Origin of the sequence: Streptomyces sp. NBC_00386, assembly GCF_036063235.1 — a bacterium.
GTDB lineage: Bacteria > Actinomycetota > Actinomycetes > Streptomycetales > Streptomycetaceae > Streptomyces.
Genome location: NZ_CP107950.1, coordinates 531,995 through 547,344, shown reverse-complemented (window position 1 = coordinate 547,344; position 15,350 = coordinate 531,995). Strand labels below are relative to the sequence as shown.

General features: G+C 68.1%; 15 protein-coding genes and 1 pseudogene. 10 read left to right on the top strand and 6 right to left on the bottom strand.

Going from position 1 to position 15,350, the window contains the following annotated elements; genetic code table 11:
• Nucleotides 1–217: 217 nt before the first annotated feature.
• The 4 genes and pseudogenes from OG780_RS02080 to OG780_RS02065 form a co-directional block, all read left to right on the top strand.
• Nucleotides 218–409 (top strand): annotated as a pseudogene (locus tag OG780_RS02080) (DUF4236 domain-containing protein); the annotation flags it as partial.
• A gap of 102 nt (nt 410–511) precedes the next feature.
• Nucleotides 512–790 (top strand): hypothetical protein, encoded by a 279-nt coding sequence (locus OG780_RS02075; RefSeq protein ID WP_328458772.1) that lies wholly within the window; start codon nt 512–514, stop codon nt 788–790.
• 82 nt (nt 791–872) lie between these two features.
• A protein-coding gene (locus tag OG780_RS02070) for an IS5 family transposase (RefSeq protein WP_328457835.1) occupies nt 873–1,672 on the top strand; the annotation gives its coding sequence in 2 pieces (ribosomal slippage) (nt 873–1,208 and nt 1,211–1,672; 798 coding nt in all).
• 78 nt (nt 1,673–1,750) lie between these two features.
• Nucleotides 1,751–2,380, top strand: a complete 630-nt coding sequence (locus OG780_RS02065; RefSeq protein WP_328457834.1) for a nuclease-related domain-containing protein — start codon at nt 1,751–1,753, stop codon at nt 2,378–2,380.
• A gap of 62 nt (nt 2,381–2,442) precedes the next feature.
• Here OG780_RS02065 and OG780_RS02060 read toward each other — a convergent pair whose 3' ends face one another.
• Entirely contained in the window at nt 2,443–3,237 is a 795-nt protein-coding gene (locus OG780_RS02060) for a hypothetical protein (RefSeq protein ID WP_328444023.1), read from the bottom strand.
• A gap of 253 nt (nt 3,238–3,490) precedes the next feature.
• On the opposite strand from OG780_RS02060, the gene OG780_RS02055 reads away from it, so the two are divergent.
• A complete protein-coding gene (locus tag OG780_RS02055) occupies nt 3,491–4,282 on the top strand; it encodes a YqjF family protein (RefSeq protein WP_328444021.1) in 792 nt (263 codons plus the stop codon).
• 234 nt (nt 4,283–4,516) lie between these two features.
• On the opposite strand, the gene OG780_RS02050 is transcribed toward OG780_RS02055, so the two are convergent.
• Nucleotides 4,517–5,101, bottom strand: a complete 585-nt coding sequence (locus tag OG780_RS02050) for a TerD family protein (RefSeq protein ID WP_326783243.1) — start codon at nt 5,099–5,101, stop codon at nt 4,517–4,519.
• Between the two features lie 356 nt (nt 5,102–5,457).
• Here OG780_RS02050 and OG780_RS02045 point away from each other — a divergent pair, with 356 nt between their 5' ends.
• Nucleotides 5,458–6,087, top strand: coding sequence for a hypothetical protein (locus OG780_RS02045; protein WP_328444018.1), 630 nt, complete (start codon nt 5,458–5,460; stop codon nt 6,085–6,087).
• 71 nt (nt 6,088–6,158) lie between these two features.
• On the opposite strand, the gene OG780_RS02040 is transcribed toward OG780_RS02045, so the two are convergent.
• Genes OG780_RS02040 through OG780_RS02025 form a run of 4 tightly spaced genes read right to left on the bottom strand, consistent with a single transcriptional unit; the run spans nt 6,159 to nt 10,436 of the window.
• Nucleotides 6,159–7,355 (bottom strand): ABC transporter ATP-binding protein, encoded by a 1,197-nt coding sequence (locus OG780_RS02040; RefSeq protein ID WP_328444016.1) that lies wholly within the window; start codon nt 7,353–7,355, stop codon nt 6,159–6,161.
• 38 nt (nt 7,356–7,393) lie between these two features.
• A complete protein-coding gene (locus tag OG780_RS02035; RefSeq protein ID WP_328444013.1) occupies nt 7,394–8,227 on the bottom strand; it encodes a carbohydrate ABC transporter permease in 834 nt (277 codons plus the stop codon).
• Complete coding sequence (locus OG780_RS02030; protein ID WP_328444011.1) at nt 8,227–9,168, bottom strand: carbohydrate ABC transporter permease; 942 nt, start codon at nt 9,166–9,168, stop codon at nt 8,227–8,229. Before OG780_RS02030 ends, OG780_RS02035 begins: the two co-directional genes overlap by 1 nt.
• Complete coding sequence (locus OG780_RS02025) at nt 9,165–10,436, bottom strand: ABC transporter substrate-binding protein (protein ID WP_328444009.1); 1,272 nt, start codon at nt 10,434–10,436, stop codon at nt 9,165–9,167. Before OG780_RS02025 ends, OG780_RS02030 begins: the two co-directional genes overlap by 4 nt.
• 241 nt (nt 10,437–10,677) lie before the next feature.
• On the opposite strand from OG780_RS02025, the gene OG780_RS02020 reads away from it, so the two are divergent.
• The 4 genes from OG780_RS02020 to OG780_RS02005 all read left to right on the top strand — a co-directional run bounded on the left by OG780_RS02020 (nt 10,678) and on the right by OG780_RS02005 (nt 15,170).
• Entirely contained in the window at nt 10,678–11,367 is a 690-nt protein-coding gene (locus OG780_RS02020; protein WP_328444007.1) for a M24 family metallopeptidase, read from the top strand.
• 118 nt (nt 11,368–11,485) lie between these two features.
• Nucleotides 11,486–12,418 carry a LysR family transcriptional regulator gene (locus tag OG780_RS02015; protein ID WP_328444005.1) on the top strand — a complete coding sequence of 311 codons (933 nt, stop codon included), beginning with the start codon at nt 11,486–11,488 and terminating at the stop codon, nt 12,416–12,418.
• Nucleotides 12,419–12,522: 104 nt separating this feature from the next.
• A complete protein-coding gene (locus OG780_RS02010) occupies nt 12,523–13,683 on the top strand; it encodes an NAD-dependent formate dehydrogenase (RefSeq protein ID WP_328444003.1) in 1,161 nt (386 codons plus the stop codon).
• A 233-nt stretch (nt 13,684–13,916) separates the two neighbouring features.
• Complete coding sequence (locus OG780_RS02005) at nt 13,917–15,170, top strand: MalY/PatB family protein (protein ID WP_328444001.1); 1,254 nt, start codon at nt 13,917–13,919, stop codon at nt 15,168–15,170.
• Nucleotides 15,171–15,350 lie beyond the last annotated feature (180 nt).

Sequence of the window (15,350 nt, the reverse complement as noted above, 5' to 3'; positions counted from 1 at the left end):
GCTCCTGGTCGTCGTCGTTGGTCGTCCTTGGCCACTGTTGAGCAACATCGGACGGCCCAGAGACGGCCCAGCTTTGCCGCGCGCGACTGACGGCCGGCATCCTCGATGCGCGCCGTCTGAACCTCAGCCGACGACAGTCAGCCACGACGGTGGGTGCCCCACCCGACCACGCAGCAGACCCCAGCGATCTCTGGCAGATCAGCCCAAAGCTGGTGGTATGCGGGCTAGCCTGCTACTCCAATGCCTTGGGGGATGTATGGGACTGCGCATCAACAAGTCGTTCAAGATCGCGCCAGGCGTGCGCGTTCGACTCGGCAGCAAGTCGAGCAGCCTGAGTATCGGAGGCAAGGCCGGGCGGGTCACCATGAACAGTCGCGGGCGTCGGACCACGACAGTGCGCCTTGCCCCTGGAGTGTCCTACTCCACCTCTACCTCTAGCTCTCGCTCGGGCTCTAGCCCTACAAAGCCCAAGCCGGCCTGCCCTGTTCCAGAAGTCCCATCGGCTCCTACGGTGAGCGCTCCCCTTGGTCCGCTCATCGCACCGCGCCGAAAGACGATTGACGGCTGGGTTGCGGCAGACCTACGTGGCGTCGTCGTCCACCGGCGTGCCCTTGACGACGTGCGTATCCCGTTGGCCCAGCTCGTCAGTGCAGAACTGGACGGTAAAGAACTGACTCTGAAAACCTCAGACGTGGTGACGTACCGCCTGATGCTGACCACGTTCTCCGCCGCACGAGATCTCCACTTCGTAGAGACCTTGGCTCGTGCCGCGCGACTGACTCAGAGCTGACCTCAGCAACAATCTGGTCTCCTGCGACACCCGCTTTAGAAGTCATCTCATTTGGAGTGTTCGGTAGGCTTCCGGTGTGGGGATCGTTGAGCGGCTGGTGCCGGATGAGTTGTGGGAGTTGTTCCAGCGGGTGGTGCCGGAGGCGCCGAGTCGGCCTCAGGGAGGCGGTCGGCGTCGGCACGGTGATCGGGAGGTGCTGGCCGCGATCGTGTTCGTGGCCACGTCGGGCTGTACGTGGCAGCAGCTGCCCTCCGCCTCGTTCGGACCTTCGGGAGCGACAGCCCACCGGCGTTTCGCCGAGTGGTCCAAGGCCCGGGTGTGGGCGAAACTCCATCGCCTGGTCCTGGACGAACTCGGTTCCCGCGGGGAACTGGACTGGTCCCGCTGTGTGATCGACTCGGTGAACATGCGGGCCACGAAAAGGGGGATCTGACAGGTCCGAATCCTGTGGATCGCGGCAAGTACGGGTCGAAGATCCACTTGATCACCGAACGGACCGGGCTGCCCCTGCCGGTCGGCATCTCGGGTGCGAACATGCACGACAGTCAGGGCCTTCAGCCGCTCGTGCGGGGCATCCCGCCGATCCGCTCGCGACGCGGTCCGCGCCGCCGCAGGCCCGGCAAGCTGCACGGCGACAAGGGGTACGACTACCGCCACCTGCGGCAATGGCTCCGCAGCCGGGGCATCACCCATCGCCTGGCCCGGCGCGGCATCGAGTCCTCCACCCACCTGGGCCGCCACCGCTGGGTCGTAGAACGGTCCGTCGCCTGGCTCGCCGGCTGCCGCAGACTCCACCGCCGCTACGAGCGCAAAGCCGAACACTTCCTCGCCTTCGCCGCCATCGCCTGCACCCTCATCTGCTACCGCCGACTCACCAAATGAGATGACTTCTTACGGAACGATCCTCAACCGGTCCCGCCACAGAAGTCGCCCAGGACACCCGGGGCGGAGGCGCCCCCGCTGCTGCCGCCACTGACCGCGGCCGACGACCTGTCCGTCAATCGTCCTGGTGAGTCTTTACGTGACAAATCAGGGCCAGGCCTGATCAAGCGAGTTGTCTCGCAGCTCCTACGACGACCTGCTGAGTGGGAATCCTGGCGGAAAGGCCTGACGGGGGAGCAGAGGGTGGGAGCTGAGCTGAACCGCTTGGCGCGGCACGGCTGGCGCGTTCTGCACTCCATTCCCCTGGGCGAAGAGGTGGATGTCGATCACCTGCTGATCGGGCCTGGTGGTGTGTTCAGCGTCAATACGAAGTACCACAACAATAGGGCTGTATGGGTCGGCGATGACTCCGTGAAGGTCGATCACGGAAAGCCGGCGCCCTACGCGCGCAAGAGCCGGGCGGAGGCCAAGCGAGTAGCTCGAGTGCTTGAGCGTTATTGCGGCTTTCCTGTACCGGTGGAGCCGGTGCTCGTCTTCGTCGGCGTGACCGATTTGAAGGTGGTCGCCACGCAGCTCAGCGTGCGCGTCTACCAGGAACGAGAGGTATCGGCGCTGGCGCCGCTCTCAGGAGTGCTGACGGCCGAGCAGGTGTACGGCGTTGCACGCCATCGCCAGGCCTGGAGCCAGGTCCCGCCGACGGCGACATGACCTCTGCTCGTGTTTGAGGTCTGTGGCGTGATGCCCAGGGGCCTCGTTGTTTCTCTGGCCCGTCAAGCAGGCCGGGTCGCCCGGGCCTGTTCGGAGGCGAGCAGGCGTTCAAGGCTCCTCCGCTCGCTATCGAGCGCAGCGAGTATCCGCGTGCAGGTGCGTTCGAAGTCGGGCTCGACCTCGACGCCGAGGTCATGGCGCAGAGTGACCCGCAGCAGATACACCCCGTCGGACATTGGACCGCTGAACCAAGCTTTGGCACGGTTGTACGACTCGTCTGGGTCAGGACTGTTCGGCAACTGCTTGACCACGGAGTACCCGACTCCGAGCGCCCCATTGAGGATCGAAACAATCTCGTGGACATACTTCGGCAGCGCCATCTGCGCCGAAGAGTATTGCTCCAACCAAGCGTCCCTGGCAGTGTCAAGGACTGCTGGCTCGACGGTTTCACCACGCTCGGCTGCTCGGACGGAGTCTCGGGCAGCGACCCGGTAAGCGCGAGCCGTGGTGTTCAGGCGGGCGTAGAGATCCCGTCTGGCTTCCTGCGCTCGGTCGTGACGGTCCTCTGCTCGTTCACGATCCGCGCGCTGGTTCTGCTCCCGGGTAACGCGCTGGCTGAGCAGCGCCCCACCCAGAGTTCCGCCCAGCGTTCCGCCGACGCCGATGAGCGCAACTGCAAGCGTGGTCACGTCCACGAGATCCCCCACCTCGTCCGATTGGCTGTCCGCCGCCCCGCGGCGATCGAAGGCGGCGCGGCCGCACCAAGCAACGCTCAGGCTTCCCATCCTCGGCGCCATCCAATACCGGGACGACGATAACGAGGGGCGCAGCTGCTCGGCTTCGATGTGCAGCGTCACCTGCGGGAATGTCTCAAGATCCCGTCCACGCCTCGTCCACAGACCTCGACATAGAGCCGCTTCGGGCGGCATCTGGCTGCATATACGCGAAGACCCCGGCCTCAGCGTTTCCGCTGGTGACGGGGTCTTTGGGCACCTCATAAGGGGTGCCCCCGGCAGGATTCGAACCTGCGCACACGGCTCCGGAGAAGCCTCGCGCACCGCCGCCGCCCCGGGACGGCCGCCCCGAATCGCGGTCTGGCACGCTTGTGGGGTGCAGCCCATCCCCGTCACGCCCGAGGCGCCGGTCGCCGTGCGCGACCCGCTCCTCACCCAGCGATGGCTCGACCTCGCGTTCCTCCACTGGGCCGTCGATCCCGAGGCCGTCGCGCCGCTGCTGCCGCACGGACTCGTTCCCGACACGCGCGACGGCGTCACCTACGTGGGCCTTGTCGCGTTCCGGATGGACAAAGTGGGGTGGCTCGGCCTTCCCGGGGTGCCGTATCTCGGCTCCTTCCCGGAGACCAACGTGCGCCTCTACTCGGTCGACGAGTACGGACGCCGAGGAGTCGTCTTCAGGTCCATGGACGCCTCGCGGCTCGTGCCGGTGATCATCGGACGCCTCGGTTTCCGGCTCCCGTACCTCTGGTCCCGTATGCGGGTACGGGCCGACGGCGACATGGTCACGTACAGGAGTTCCCGGCACCGGCCCGGCACCTCCCGGGCGTACAGCCGGATCGCCGTGAGAGTCGGCCGGCCCATCGCGGAGCCCACCGAGCTGGAGCATTTCCTCACGGCCCGATGGGGCATGCACAACGCCTTCTCCGGCGGAACGGGCTACGTCGCCAACGAGCACCCGCGCTGGCCGCTCCACCACGCGGAGCTGGTCTCCTGCGAGGAGAACCTTCTCGCGGCCGCCGGAATCCCGGCACCCGACGATCCACCGGTCAGCGTCCTGTACTCGCCCGGGGTCCCGGTACGCCTCGGGAGACCCACCGGCCCCACTCCCCGCGGACCGGTCCCCGTCCCGCCCACCGCCCAGGGACGGCTGCGGACCGCCGGGTGAAGCCGGGTGCCCTCCCCACGACTCGGCCGAGGCGCGGGCCGGTTCCGATCCGGACGCGGTGAGCGCCTGCTCGCGTCCGGAACAGGCTTCCGCAACCCCGGTCCGTGCCGTCACGGACCGGGGTTCACCTGCACGTCATGGCCGAAGACGAGTTCTTCGGCCGGCCTCAGCCGACAACGCGGACCCTTCGGTGTGGACGCGAGCGCCCGTACGGTACCGGCCTCGGTGAGAGGCCTACTTGCTCAACGCGAAGCGCATCAGGGCGCTTTCGTCACCCTGCTTGATCTTTCCCGTCACGTTGATCACTTCGAGCTTCCAGGCACCGTCGACCCGCACGGCCTTGGCCACGGCGCAGGCGTTGTCCTGGGTGAGCAGGCTGGGCCAGACGTCCGCGACCTGCTGGGTGCTGCCGCCGGTCGCGTCGTAGACCTTGAAACTGATGTTGCGTGCCTTCTGGAAGGAGCTTCCCTTCTTGAAGGCGGCGGCGACGAACACGATGGACGTGATGTGCGCGGGGACGCGTGCGAACTCCACCGAGACGGTTTCGTCGTCGCCGTCGCCGTGCCCGGTCTGGTTGTCGCCGCTGTGTATTAGGGAGCCGTTGCCCATGGGGTCGAGTGAATCGAGGCCGGCCAGGCGTACCGGGTCCGGGCCGTGCATGGCGACGGCGATCAGATCCAGGTCGGTGCCGCTCTTGCGGCGGAGCATTCCCACGACTCCTCCGCTGCTGCCTGCCGTGGCGTCCCAGGACACCCCGATGGACAGGCGAGTCACTCCGTCCAGGTCGGCGGGTCCGTCTTCCTTGGTGAGCGTGATCATGGGTGGGCCATCCTCCGGTGAAAAGGGACTACACCTCGCAGAGTGTGCCTTGTCCCCGATCGGTTCCCCGCTCGGGGTCCGGAGTTGTGCCGCGCCGGAGTTCCGGGACCGTCCGAGGGCACCTGCCCCTGTGCCGCCTTCCATCGTCCGGCCTCTGGTCCACCGATGGGCGACGCGCCGATCCCAACGCCTCTGGCCCGGCCGCCCGCTGTGTCAGGCAGTGCCCAACAGGCCCTGAAAACAGGGCCGTTCAGCCCAACGGCCGCAGACCTTCGGCATCCGGCACCGCCCGGCGTCCGGGACGAGAGTGGGCGACGTCAGACAACGAACCCGCTGCCCCGAAGGGAACCATCACCATGGCCGTGCACGAGCAGCCCCGCCGTAGCTCCGGCTTCCACCTGCCGTCGTCCCGCGGGACCCGGACCACCCCCGCCTCCGGGTCGGCCGTGTCGGCAGGCACCGACACGAGCACCGCGCGGGCCTACGCGCTCGCTACCCTGCGTCTGCTCACCGGGTTCGTCTTCCTGTGGGCCTTCCTCGACAAGACCTTCGGCCTCGGCTACGCCACCCCGTCCGGCAAGGGGTGGACCGACGGCGGATCGCCGACCAAGGGCTTCCTCGGCTCCGTCGCGGCGGGACCGATGAAGTCCACCTTCCACTCCTGGGCGGGGGACACCTGGGCCGACTGGCTTTTCATGCTCGGCCTGCTCGCCATCGGCCTCGCTCTGGTCGCGGGCGTCGCGCTGCGGATCGCCGCCGTCGCGGGCACCGCGATGATGGGGCTGATGTGGATCGCCGAATGGCCCCCCGCCAGGCACCTGGCGGACGGCTCGCCGACCATGTCGACGAACCCGTTCGTCGACTACCACGTCGTCTACGCCGTCGCCCTGATCGTGCTGGCCGCCGTCGCCGCCGGTGACGTACTGGGCCTGGGCAGGCTCTGGGCGAGGCTGCCGATCGTCCGCGACCACGGCTGGCTGCGTTGACCCTCGCGGCGCGGTGGGCTTCGGAAGTCCCGTCCGAAGCCCACCGCGCCGACACGTGCTCCCCGCCGGGGTCAGTCGACGGGGTCGTCGGACCGTGCCAGGTTGGCTCCGGAGGCCGGGTCGAAGACGTGCATGTGAGCGGTGTCCACCCAGAGTTGGGCCCGGCCGCCCTCGCGCACCCGCGTGGCGGCGTTGAGACGGGCGACGATCTGGTGCCCGCCCGCGCCGGTGTCGGTGATCCCCGAGTCGGCCGCGAGCTCGGCGAGTTCGGAGGTTTCGGTGGGCTGCCATTCGTCCTCGGTGAAGTAGGCGTAGACATCGGATCCCAGGGACTCGATCACGTCGATGTCCACGCCGAAGGTCGTACCCGATCCGGCCTTGCCCTGGTCCACCAGGGCGGCGTCCTCGAAGGCCTCCGGGCGCAGTCCCACGATCAGGTCCCTGGGGGCGTCGTGCCGTTCGAGGGCGCGGCGCAGCCGGTCGCCGAGTTCGAGGTCGCCCACCGAAGTGCGCAGGCGGCCTCCCTCCGCGGTGGCGTGCAGGAAGTTCATCGAGGGCGAACCGATGAACCCGGCGACGAAGAGGTTCCTGGGCTGCTCGTAGAGGTGTTGCGGGGTACCGATCTGCTGCACCACTCCGCCGCGCAGCACCACTACCCGGTCGCCCAGCGTCATGGCTTCGGTCTGGTCATGGGTGACGTAGACCGTGGTGCTGCCCAGGCGCTGCTGGAGGCGGGAGATCTGGGTGCGCATCTGGACGCGGAGCTTCGCGTCCAGGTTGGAGAGCGGCTCGTCCATCAGGAACGCCTTCGGGTCGCGCACGATGGCCCGTCCCATCGCCACCCGTTGGCGCTGACCGCCGGAGAGGTTGGCGGGCTTGCGGTCCAGATGCTCCGTCAGGTCGAGGATGCGGGCGGCCTCTTCGACCTTCTCGCGGATGGCCGCCTTGTCCACCTTGGCCAGCCGGAGCGCGAAACCCATGTTGTCGCGCACGCTCATGTGCGGGTAGAGGGCGTAGCTCTGGAAGACCATGGCGATGTCGCGGTCCTTCGGGCTTCTGTCGTTGACGACCTGTCCGTCGATCAGGAGGTTGCCCTCGGTGATGTCCTCCAGCCCGGCGATCATGTTGAGGGTGGTGGACTTACCGCAGCCGGACGGACCGACGAGGATGACGAACTCGCCGTCCCCCACAGTGAGGTTGACGTCCTTCACCGCCACCGCACCATCGGGGTAGCGCTTGGTGATGCCTTCGAGAACGATCTCTGCCACGGTCGGTCCTTCTTGTCCTGACGAACGGCTGCCGCCGGTCAGCCCTTGACGGCTCCGGAGGTGAGCCCGGCCACGATGCGCCGCTGGAAGAGCAGCACGAAGACGATGATGGGGATGGTGATCACCACGGCGGCGGCGGCGATCGAACCGGTGGGCTGGGCGAACTGACTGCTCCCGGTGAAGAAGGCGATGGCCGCCGGCACGGTCCGGGCCGCCGAGGTCGAGGTCAGCGAGATCGCGAAGAGGAAGTCGTTCCAGCAGAAGATGAACACCAGGATCGCGGTGGTGAACACGCCCGGCGCCGCGAGCGGAGCGATCACCAGCCGGAACGCCTGCGCCGGGGTGGCCCCGTCCACCTTGGCCGCCTTCTCCAAGTCCCAGGGGATCTCCCGGAAGAAGGCCGACAGGGTGTAGATGGCGAGCGGCAGGGAGAAGGTCATGTACGGGATGATCAGACCGGTCCAGGTGTCGAAGATGCCGATGATCCGCTCGATGTTGAACAGAGGCGAGACCAGAGAGATGGGCGGGAACATGGCGATCAGCAGCGACATGCCGATCAGCAGGCTCTTGCCGGGGAAGCGGAGCCGGGCGACGGCATAGGCCGCCATGGTGCCCAGCACCACCGCGATCACCGTGGAGATCAGGGCGATGCCGATGGAATTGATCAGCGCGCGGGTGAACTCGGAGGTCTGGAAGATCCCGCGGTAGTTCTCCCAGGTCCACTTGGTCGGGATGAAGCTGCCGTCGGTGAGGGTGCTGGGGGCCTTGAAGGACAGAGAGATGATCCAGCAGACCGGGAACAGGGCATAGACGATCACGATGATGTTGACCAGGGCCCACCCCGTCATCCGTCGTCGTCCGGCGGCGGACATCAGCGTCCCCCTTCCTGGGAGCCGGGAGCGGCCGCCCCGAACAGTTTGATGAAGGCGAAGGCGATCAACGCCACGCACAGGAAGATGAGTACGGAGATGGCCGAGCCGATGCCGAGGTTGAGCGCGGTGAAGAGGTTGTCGTAGCCCAGGATGGACACCGAGCCGGTGTTGTGCGCGCCGGACGTGAGGATGTAGATGTTGTCGAAGATCCGGAAGGCGTCCAGGGTCCGGAAGAGCAGGGCGACCAGGATGGCCGGCTTCATCAGGGGGACGGTCACGAGGAAGAAGCGCTGCCAGGCTCCGGCGCCGTCCACCTGGGCCGCGCGCAGCGTCTCCTCCGGCACCAGGGCGAGGCCGGCGAGCAGCAGCAGGGCCATGAACGGGGTGGTCTTCCACACCTCGGCCAGGATGATCAGGCCGATGGCAGGCCACTGTTCGGTGAGGGGAGCGTCACCGGAGGGCAGGAGATCGGCCAGGTAGCCGGTTTCCGGGGTCCAGGCGTACTGCCAGGAGTAGGCGGCGACCACCGTGACGATGCCGTACGGGATCAGGATGGCGGTGCGAACCGTCCCGCGGCCGAAGATGGTGCGGTGCATCACCAGCGCCAGGGCGAATCCGAGGACGAGTTCCACGAGCACGGAGATCACGGTGATGAACACCGTCACCCACAGAGCCTGCCACCAGAACTCCGAGGACAGCACGGCGCCGTAGTTGCTGAGGCCGACGAACTCCGCTTGTTGCGGGAAGCGCAGGTCATAGCGCTGGAGTGAGAGGTAGATCGCGTAGACGATGGGGTAGGCGGTGACGGCGAGCATGACGATCACGGCCGGTGCGCACAGCAGCCAGCCCAACCGGCGCTCCTGCCGGGCCCCTTCGGACAGAGCGCGGCCGTCCTTGGGTCCCGTTGCCTTCTTGGGGGCGGTCGGAGCCGACGAGGTCATGGGATCAGCCCCTTCGAGTTGAGGGCGTCCTTGATCTGGCCGCTGATCTTCTGCACGTCCGGTCTGGGCTCGATCCCGTTCGGCGGCGACAGGGTGTGCGAGATCGCGATGGACACGTTCTGGTAGGCGGGGGTCTTGGGCCGGATGCTGGCGTTCTCCAGGGCCGCCAGAACGGTGGAGGCGAAGGGGTAGTTCTTGACCAGGGCGGGGTCCGAGTAGAGCGGGCGGAGCGTGGGCGGGAGCCCGCCGTCGAGCGCCGCGGTCAACTGGTTCTGCCGGTTCCGCAGGCACAGCGCCGCCTCGAAGGCGAACGCGGAGTGGCGGGAGTAGGCGCCGATGGCCAGGTCGATGCCGCCGATGGTGGGCTTGGCCGGCCGGCCCTTTTCGACCCCGGGGTAGGGCGCCCACCGGAACTGCTCGAAGAGCTTGGGGTTGTTGGCCTTCATGGAGGGATACACGAAGGGATAGTTGATCTCGAAGGCCGCGCTGCCGGACTCCATGGCCAGCCGGTTCTGGTCCTCCATCTGATTGGACAGGGAGGGGTCGGCTGCCGCCGAGGTGGCCAGGGTCTTCATGACGGAGGCCGCGCGTACGGCGGGTGGGCCCAGCCTGGGAGCCGTGGCGGTCGCGTTCAGGATGGAGCCGCCGGAGCTCTCCACCAGCGTGTTGAACCAGACCGTGAGTCCTTCGTACTGTGCGCCCTGGATCTCCACGTAGTGCGGCTTGCCCTGCTTCGCCAGGCGGCCGGCCATCAGGATCATCTCGGCCCAGGTCTCGGGCGGCGTGGGGACCAGATCCTTGCGATACCAGAGCAGTTGGGTGTTCGTGTTGTACGGGACGGCGTACAGCCGGCCCTTCCAGGTGGCCGTCTGCAGCGGGACCTCCAGGGTGTCCCGGGTGGCCGCGGCGCGGTTGCTCCCGGTCCACGGCAGGATCCACTTGGCTTCCGCGAACTCGGCTGGCCAGGTGACGTCCAGCCCGATGATGTCGACCGTGTCGTCCTTGGCGGCCAGCCGGCGCACCAACTGCTGGCGCTGCCCGTCCGCCGTACGGGGCAGTTTGTTGTAACTGATCCGGTAGCGCCCACCGGACTGCTTGGAACAGGCGCTCGCCGCACTGGCCAGCGCACCGGAATCATCCGGGAAGTTGTACCAGTTGAGGGTCACCGGCCCGCCGCCTCCGCTCCCGCAGCCGGCGAGCAGAACCGCCGACAGGCACAGAGCGAGCAGAACCCGCAGGAGGCCACGGATGCCGGACGACAGCGACACGCCCACACTCCTTCCGGACCACTACGAGAAATCCGGACAGACAGAGGAAGACCGGACGGCGACAGGCTAGGCCCGCGACCGGCATCACCCCTCACGCCTCACCGACCCGTCATCCGATCGGCCGCGGAGAAGGCCTTCTGGGAGGGGCGTTCGCTCGCCGCTGCGTCCGGCCCCGCACACCGGCCCCGCGTCGGTGCAATGTGATTGACTTCGCAGTTCAGTAGAACGTACGTTCGCTGGTATGGCTGATGACGAACCCACACGTGCGGCACGACTGCTGGACGCCCAGGCCAAGGCTGAGCGGCTCTTCACCGAGATCGAGGCGCGCGGCCTGGTCGCGGCCGGAGAGGGCGAGCGGGCGGTCAGCGACAAAGTGCGCGATCTCGCGAACGAACTCTTCGGCACCACCCGCCACTGGCACAAGCGGATCGTGCGCTCCGGCCCGAACACCCTGGCGCCGTACCGGGACAACCCTCCGGACCGCGTCATCGCCGCGGACGACATCGTCTTCGCCGACTTCGGGCCGATCTTCGAGGAGTACGAGGCCGACTTCGGCCGCACCTTCGTGCTCGGCGACGATCCGCTCAAGCACCGGCTGCGGGACGACCTGCCCAAGATCTTCGCCGCCGGCAGACGATACTTCGCCGAGCACGACGACATCACCGGGAAGCAGCTGTACGCGGAAGTGGAGCGGCTGGCCGCAGAGGCCGGATGGGAGTTGGGCGGCTGGCACGCCGGACACCTGGTCGGGGAGTTCCCGCACGAAGTGATCGACGGCGCCGACACGGAGTCGTACATCACCCCCGCCAACGACACCCCGCTGCGCCGCACCGACAAGGCCGGCCGCACCTGCCACTGGATCCTGGAGATCCATCTCGTCGACCGGGAGCACCGGTTCGGCGGGTTCCACGAAGAGCTCCTCACCCTCTGAGATCAAAAGGGCTCGTGGCACGGCCGGTTCGCCGCCCCTACGTGATGCACGGGGACGGCGGTGGGCACGGCCTGCCCGAAGCCGTACGCCGGCGCACCGGAACCCTGAGGGGGAGCGTATGTTGCTGCGTCAGTTGGAATACCTGGTCGCGCTCGCCCGCGAGCGTCACTTCGTCCGCGCGGCGGCGGCCTGCTACGTCTCCCAGCCGTCGCTGTCCGCCGCGATCCGCCGCCTCGAACACGAGCTGGGCGTCCCGATCGTGCGCCGGGGCCGCAAGTATGAGGGCCTCACCCCGGAGGGTGAGGTGGTGCTCGCGTGGGCGCACCGCATCCTCGCCGAACGTGACGGTCTGCGGCAGGAGTTGTCGGCCCTGCGGGACGGGCTGACGGGCACCCTGCGGCTGGGCGTCATCCCGACGGCGCTGCCCACCGCGTCTTTGCTGACGAACCCGTTCTGCGAGAGTCATCCGCTCGCCAGGGTGAGCATCGAGTCCCTGTCCTCCGCGGAGATCAGACACGGTCTGACGGAGTTCGAACTGGACGCGGCCATGACCTATCTCGACGACGAGGAACTGGCCGGCCTGGGTCGACTGCCGCTGTACGAGGAGCGCTACGTCCTGCTCACTCCCGTCGACAGCCCGGTCGCGGGGCTGTCCACCGTCCGCTGGGCGCAGGCCGCGAACCTCCCGCTGTGTCTGCTCGGGTCCCGGATGCGCAACCGCCGCATCATCGACGAGTGCTTCGCGGCCGAAGGAACCAAGGCCGCCCCCGCGATCGAGTCGGACACCGTCGCCGGGCTGTACGCGCACCTGCCCGGCGGACGCTGGTCCAGTGTGATCTCGCACGCGTGGCTGCACATGTTCGGCGTGCCGGACGGGATGCGGGTGGTGCCGCTGGAGGGTCCCGCGCACGGCCCGCGCGTGGGCCTGGTCGTCGGGCCCGGCGAACCACCGTCCCTGCTCGCCGGAGCGCTGCTGGCGGTGGCCCGCGAGGCGGGGGTGCGGGGTGCCCTGGACGCACTCCTGCGCACCTATCTCGGCGAACACCCCTGATAGCCGCCACCTATACGGGTATAGCGAGGATCGCTTTGACCAGGCCGTTCGGTGCCAGGGATCGTGAACTTCACCTTCCTGTATGCCAGTTGAGGAGCCGGGACATGGCCAAGGTGCTCTGCGTCCTGTACGACGACCCCACCGACGGATACCCCACCGAGTACGCCCGCGACGGCGTCCCCGCGATCGCCGGCTACCCCGGTGGCCAGACCGCTCCGACCCCCGAGGCGATCGACTTCATCCCCGGTCATCTGCTGGGCAGCGTCTCCGGTGAACTAGGCCTGCGCGGCTTCCTGGAGAAGGCCGGCCACACCCTCGTCGTCACCTCCGACAAGGACGGCGACGGCTCGGTCTTCGACCGTGAGCTCGCCGACGCGGACGTCGTGATCTCCCAGCCGTTCTGGCCTGCGTACCTCACCCCGGAGCGCATCGCCGCCGCCAAGAACCTCAAGCTCGCCGTCACCGCCGGCATCGGCTCCGACCACGTCGATCTCGACGCCGCCGTCGCCCACGGCATGACGGTGGCCGAGGTGACTTTCAGCAACAGCATCAGCGTCGCCGAACACGTGGTGATGACGACGTTGTCCCTCGTACGCAACTACCTCCCCTCTCACCAGGTCGTCCTCGACGGCGGCTGGAACATCGCCGACTGCGTGGCCCGCTCGTACGACCTGGAGGGCATGCATGTCGGCACGGTCGCCGCCGGCCGTATCGGGCTCGCAGTCCTGCGCCGTCTCGCGCCCTTCGACGTGACGTTGCACTACACCGACCGGCACAGGCTGCCGCGCGAAGTGGAGACGGAACTGGGCCTGGTCTTCCACGAGAGCGCGGCCGACATGGTGCCCCACTGCGACGTCGTCACCGTCAACGCACCGCTCCACCCGGAGACCGAGGGTCTGTTCGGCGACGATCTGCTGGCCACGATGAAGCGCGGCGCGTACCTCATCAACACCGCCCGGGCGAGGATCGTCGACCGGGACGCCGTCGACCGTGCTCTGCGCGGCGGCCGGTTGGCGGGCTACGCGGGCGACGTCTGGTACCCGCAACCGGCCCCCGCCGACCACCCCTGGCGAACGATGCCGCACCACGGCATGACCCCGCACATCTCCGGTTCCTCCCTCTCCGCGCAGGCACGCTACGCGGCCGGCACCCGGGAGATCCTGGAGTGCTGGTTCGCGGGCCGGCCGATCCGCGACGAATACCTGATCGTCGACGGCGGCGCGCTGGCCGGAACGGGTGCCCACTCGTACTCGGTGAGCGAGTGACTTCCGGAGGCCGCCGCGAGGCCGGTCCCGGCACGGTGCGGGCGCTGCGCACCTGGCGGTGACTTCACCCTGGCGGTGGCCTCCGTTCCGGCTTCGCGGGCCGCGACCGTGTCCGGCCGACCGGCGTGCGGGTATGGGCGAGGTGCCGGCGGGGTTCGCCGACCGTGTTCGGGTGCGGGGGCGGGTGGTGGCACGTCGTCCGACGAGCCGCTCGCCTTGGTTAGCATCCAGCCATGGCACCTGACACCAGCCCGTACGGACGTGAGCGAACAGCCCGGAGCACCCCCGGGGCCGGTACAGGATCGATCTTCGACGTCGTCGTCGACCGCAGGAACAGCAACTCCATGAAGTGGGCCAGTGCCCACGAGTTCCTGACGCCCGACGAGATCGCGGCCGACCCGCTGCCGATGTGGGTCGCGGACACCGACTTCAAGGCACCCCAGGCGGTGATCGACGCGCTCCACGAGGCCGTGGACCACGGCGTCTTCGGCTATCCCGGGGGCGCGACCGACAGCTACCTCGACGCCGTGACCGGCTGGCAGGCCAAGCGGTTCGGCTGGGAGGTCCCCCGGGAGTGGGTGATGCAGACCTCCGGAATCATCACCACGCTCAAGACGGTCGTGCAGGCGTTCTCCGCACCGGGTGACTCGGTCCTCATCCAGCCCCCGGTCTACGTACATTTCCACGAGGACGTCCTGCTGAACGGCCGTCACCTCGCGTTCGCGCCGCTGCAGCGGACCGACGACGGTTACCGGTTCGACGCCCGGGTGTTCGAGGCCGCCATCCGTCCCGACACCAGACTGTTCATCCTCAGCCATCCGCACAACCCGACCGGGAACGTGTGGACCGAGGGCGAACTGCGGACCATGGGCGAGATCTGCGCCCGGCATGACGTCCTGGTCATCTCCGACGAGGTCCACCAGGACCTCGTCCTCAACCCGGACCTCAGACACGTTCCGTTCGCCTCGCTCGGCGAGGAGTTCGCACGCAACAGCATCACCTGCACCTCTCCCAGCAAGACGTTCAACCTTCCCGGCCTCCAGAGCGCCAACGTCCTCGTGCCGGATCCCAGGCTGCGGGCAGAGCTGGAGCGCCAGTACGACCGCAACGTGTTCCCGCTGGTCAACGTGCTGGGCATGGTCGCGGCCGAGGCGGCCTACACGCACGGTGAGCCGTGGCTGGAGGAGTTGCTCACCTACCTGCGCGGCAATCACGCGCACTTCGCCCAGGCGGTCAACTCCGCGACCTCCAAGGTGCGGGTCCTGCCGGCCGACTCCCTGTATCTGGCGTGGATGGACTGCCGGGGACTGGGGATGGACGCCGAATCGCTGGACAGGTTCATGCTCACCAGGGCCCGGCTGTGGCTGGACAAGGGGCAGAAGTTCGGGACCGATGGCCACGGCTACATGCGGGTGAACCTGGGCTGCCCCCGCTCCACGGTCGACGAGGCCGTGGACCGCCTGCTCACGGCCGTCGAGAAGCTGTGAGTACGGTGCGCGAGCCGTGGCCCGGGCCTTCAGGGACGCCGTGACCATCGCTACGGGCCCCGCACGACGTGCGGGGCCCGTAGCAGGGAGTCGTGGTGCGGCTCAGGGACAGCTGAGGCGGGTGTCACCGGTGTCCGTCGTGCAGGTGTCCGTATGAGGGCCGCCGTTGGCCGTGTCGTT

What these genes read in the sequence shown, in the direction of transcription:
- OG780_RS02050 (WP_326783243.1), bottom strand. Translation starts at nt 5,101, where the DNA reads ATGATCACGCTCACCAAGGAAGACGGACCCGCCGACCTGGACGGAGTG.
- OG780_RS02045 (WP_328444018.1), top strand. Translation starts at nt 5,458, where the DNA reads ATGGCCGTGCACGAGCAGCCCCGCCGTAGCTCCGGCTTCCACCTGCCG.
- OG780_RS02035 (WP_328444013.1), bottom strand. Translation starts at nt 8,227, where the DNA reads ATGTCCGCCGCCGGACGACGACGGATGACGGGGTGGGCCCTGGTCAAC.
- OG780_RS02030 (WP_328444011.1), bottom strand. Translation starts at nt 9,168, where the DNA reads ATGACCTCGTCGGCTCCGACCGCCCCCAAGAAGGCAACGGGACCCAAG.
- OG780_RS02020 (WP_328444007.1), top strand. Translation starts at nt 10,678, where the DNA reads ATGGCTGATGACGAACCCACACGTGCGGCACGACTGCTGGACGCCCAG.
- OG780_RS02015 (WP_328444005.1), top strand. Translation starts at nt 11,486, where the DNA reads ATGTTGCTGCGTCAGTTGGAATACCTGGTCGCGCTCGCCCGCGAGCGT.
- OG780_RS02010 (WP_328444003.1), top strand. Translation starts at nt 12,523, where the DNA reads ATGGCCAAGGTGCTCTGCGTCCTGTACGACGACCCCACCGACGGATAC.
- OG780_RS02005 (WP_328444001.1), top strand. Translation starts at nt 13,917, where the DNA reads ATGGCACCTGACACCAGCCCGTACGGACGTGAGCGAACAGCCCGGAGC.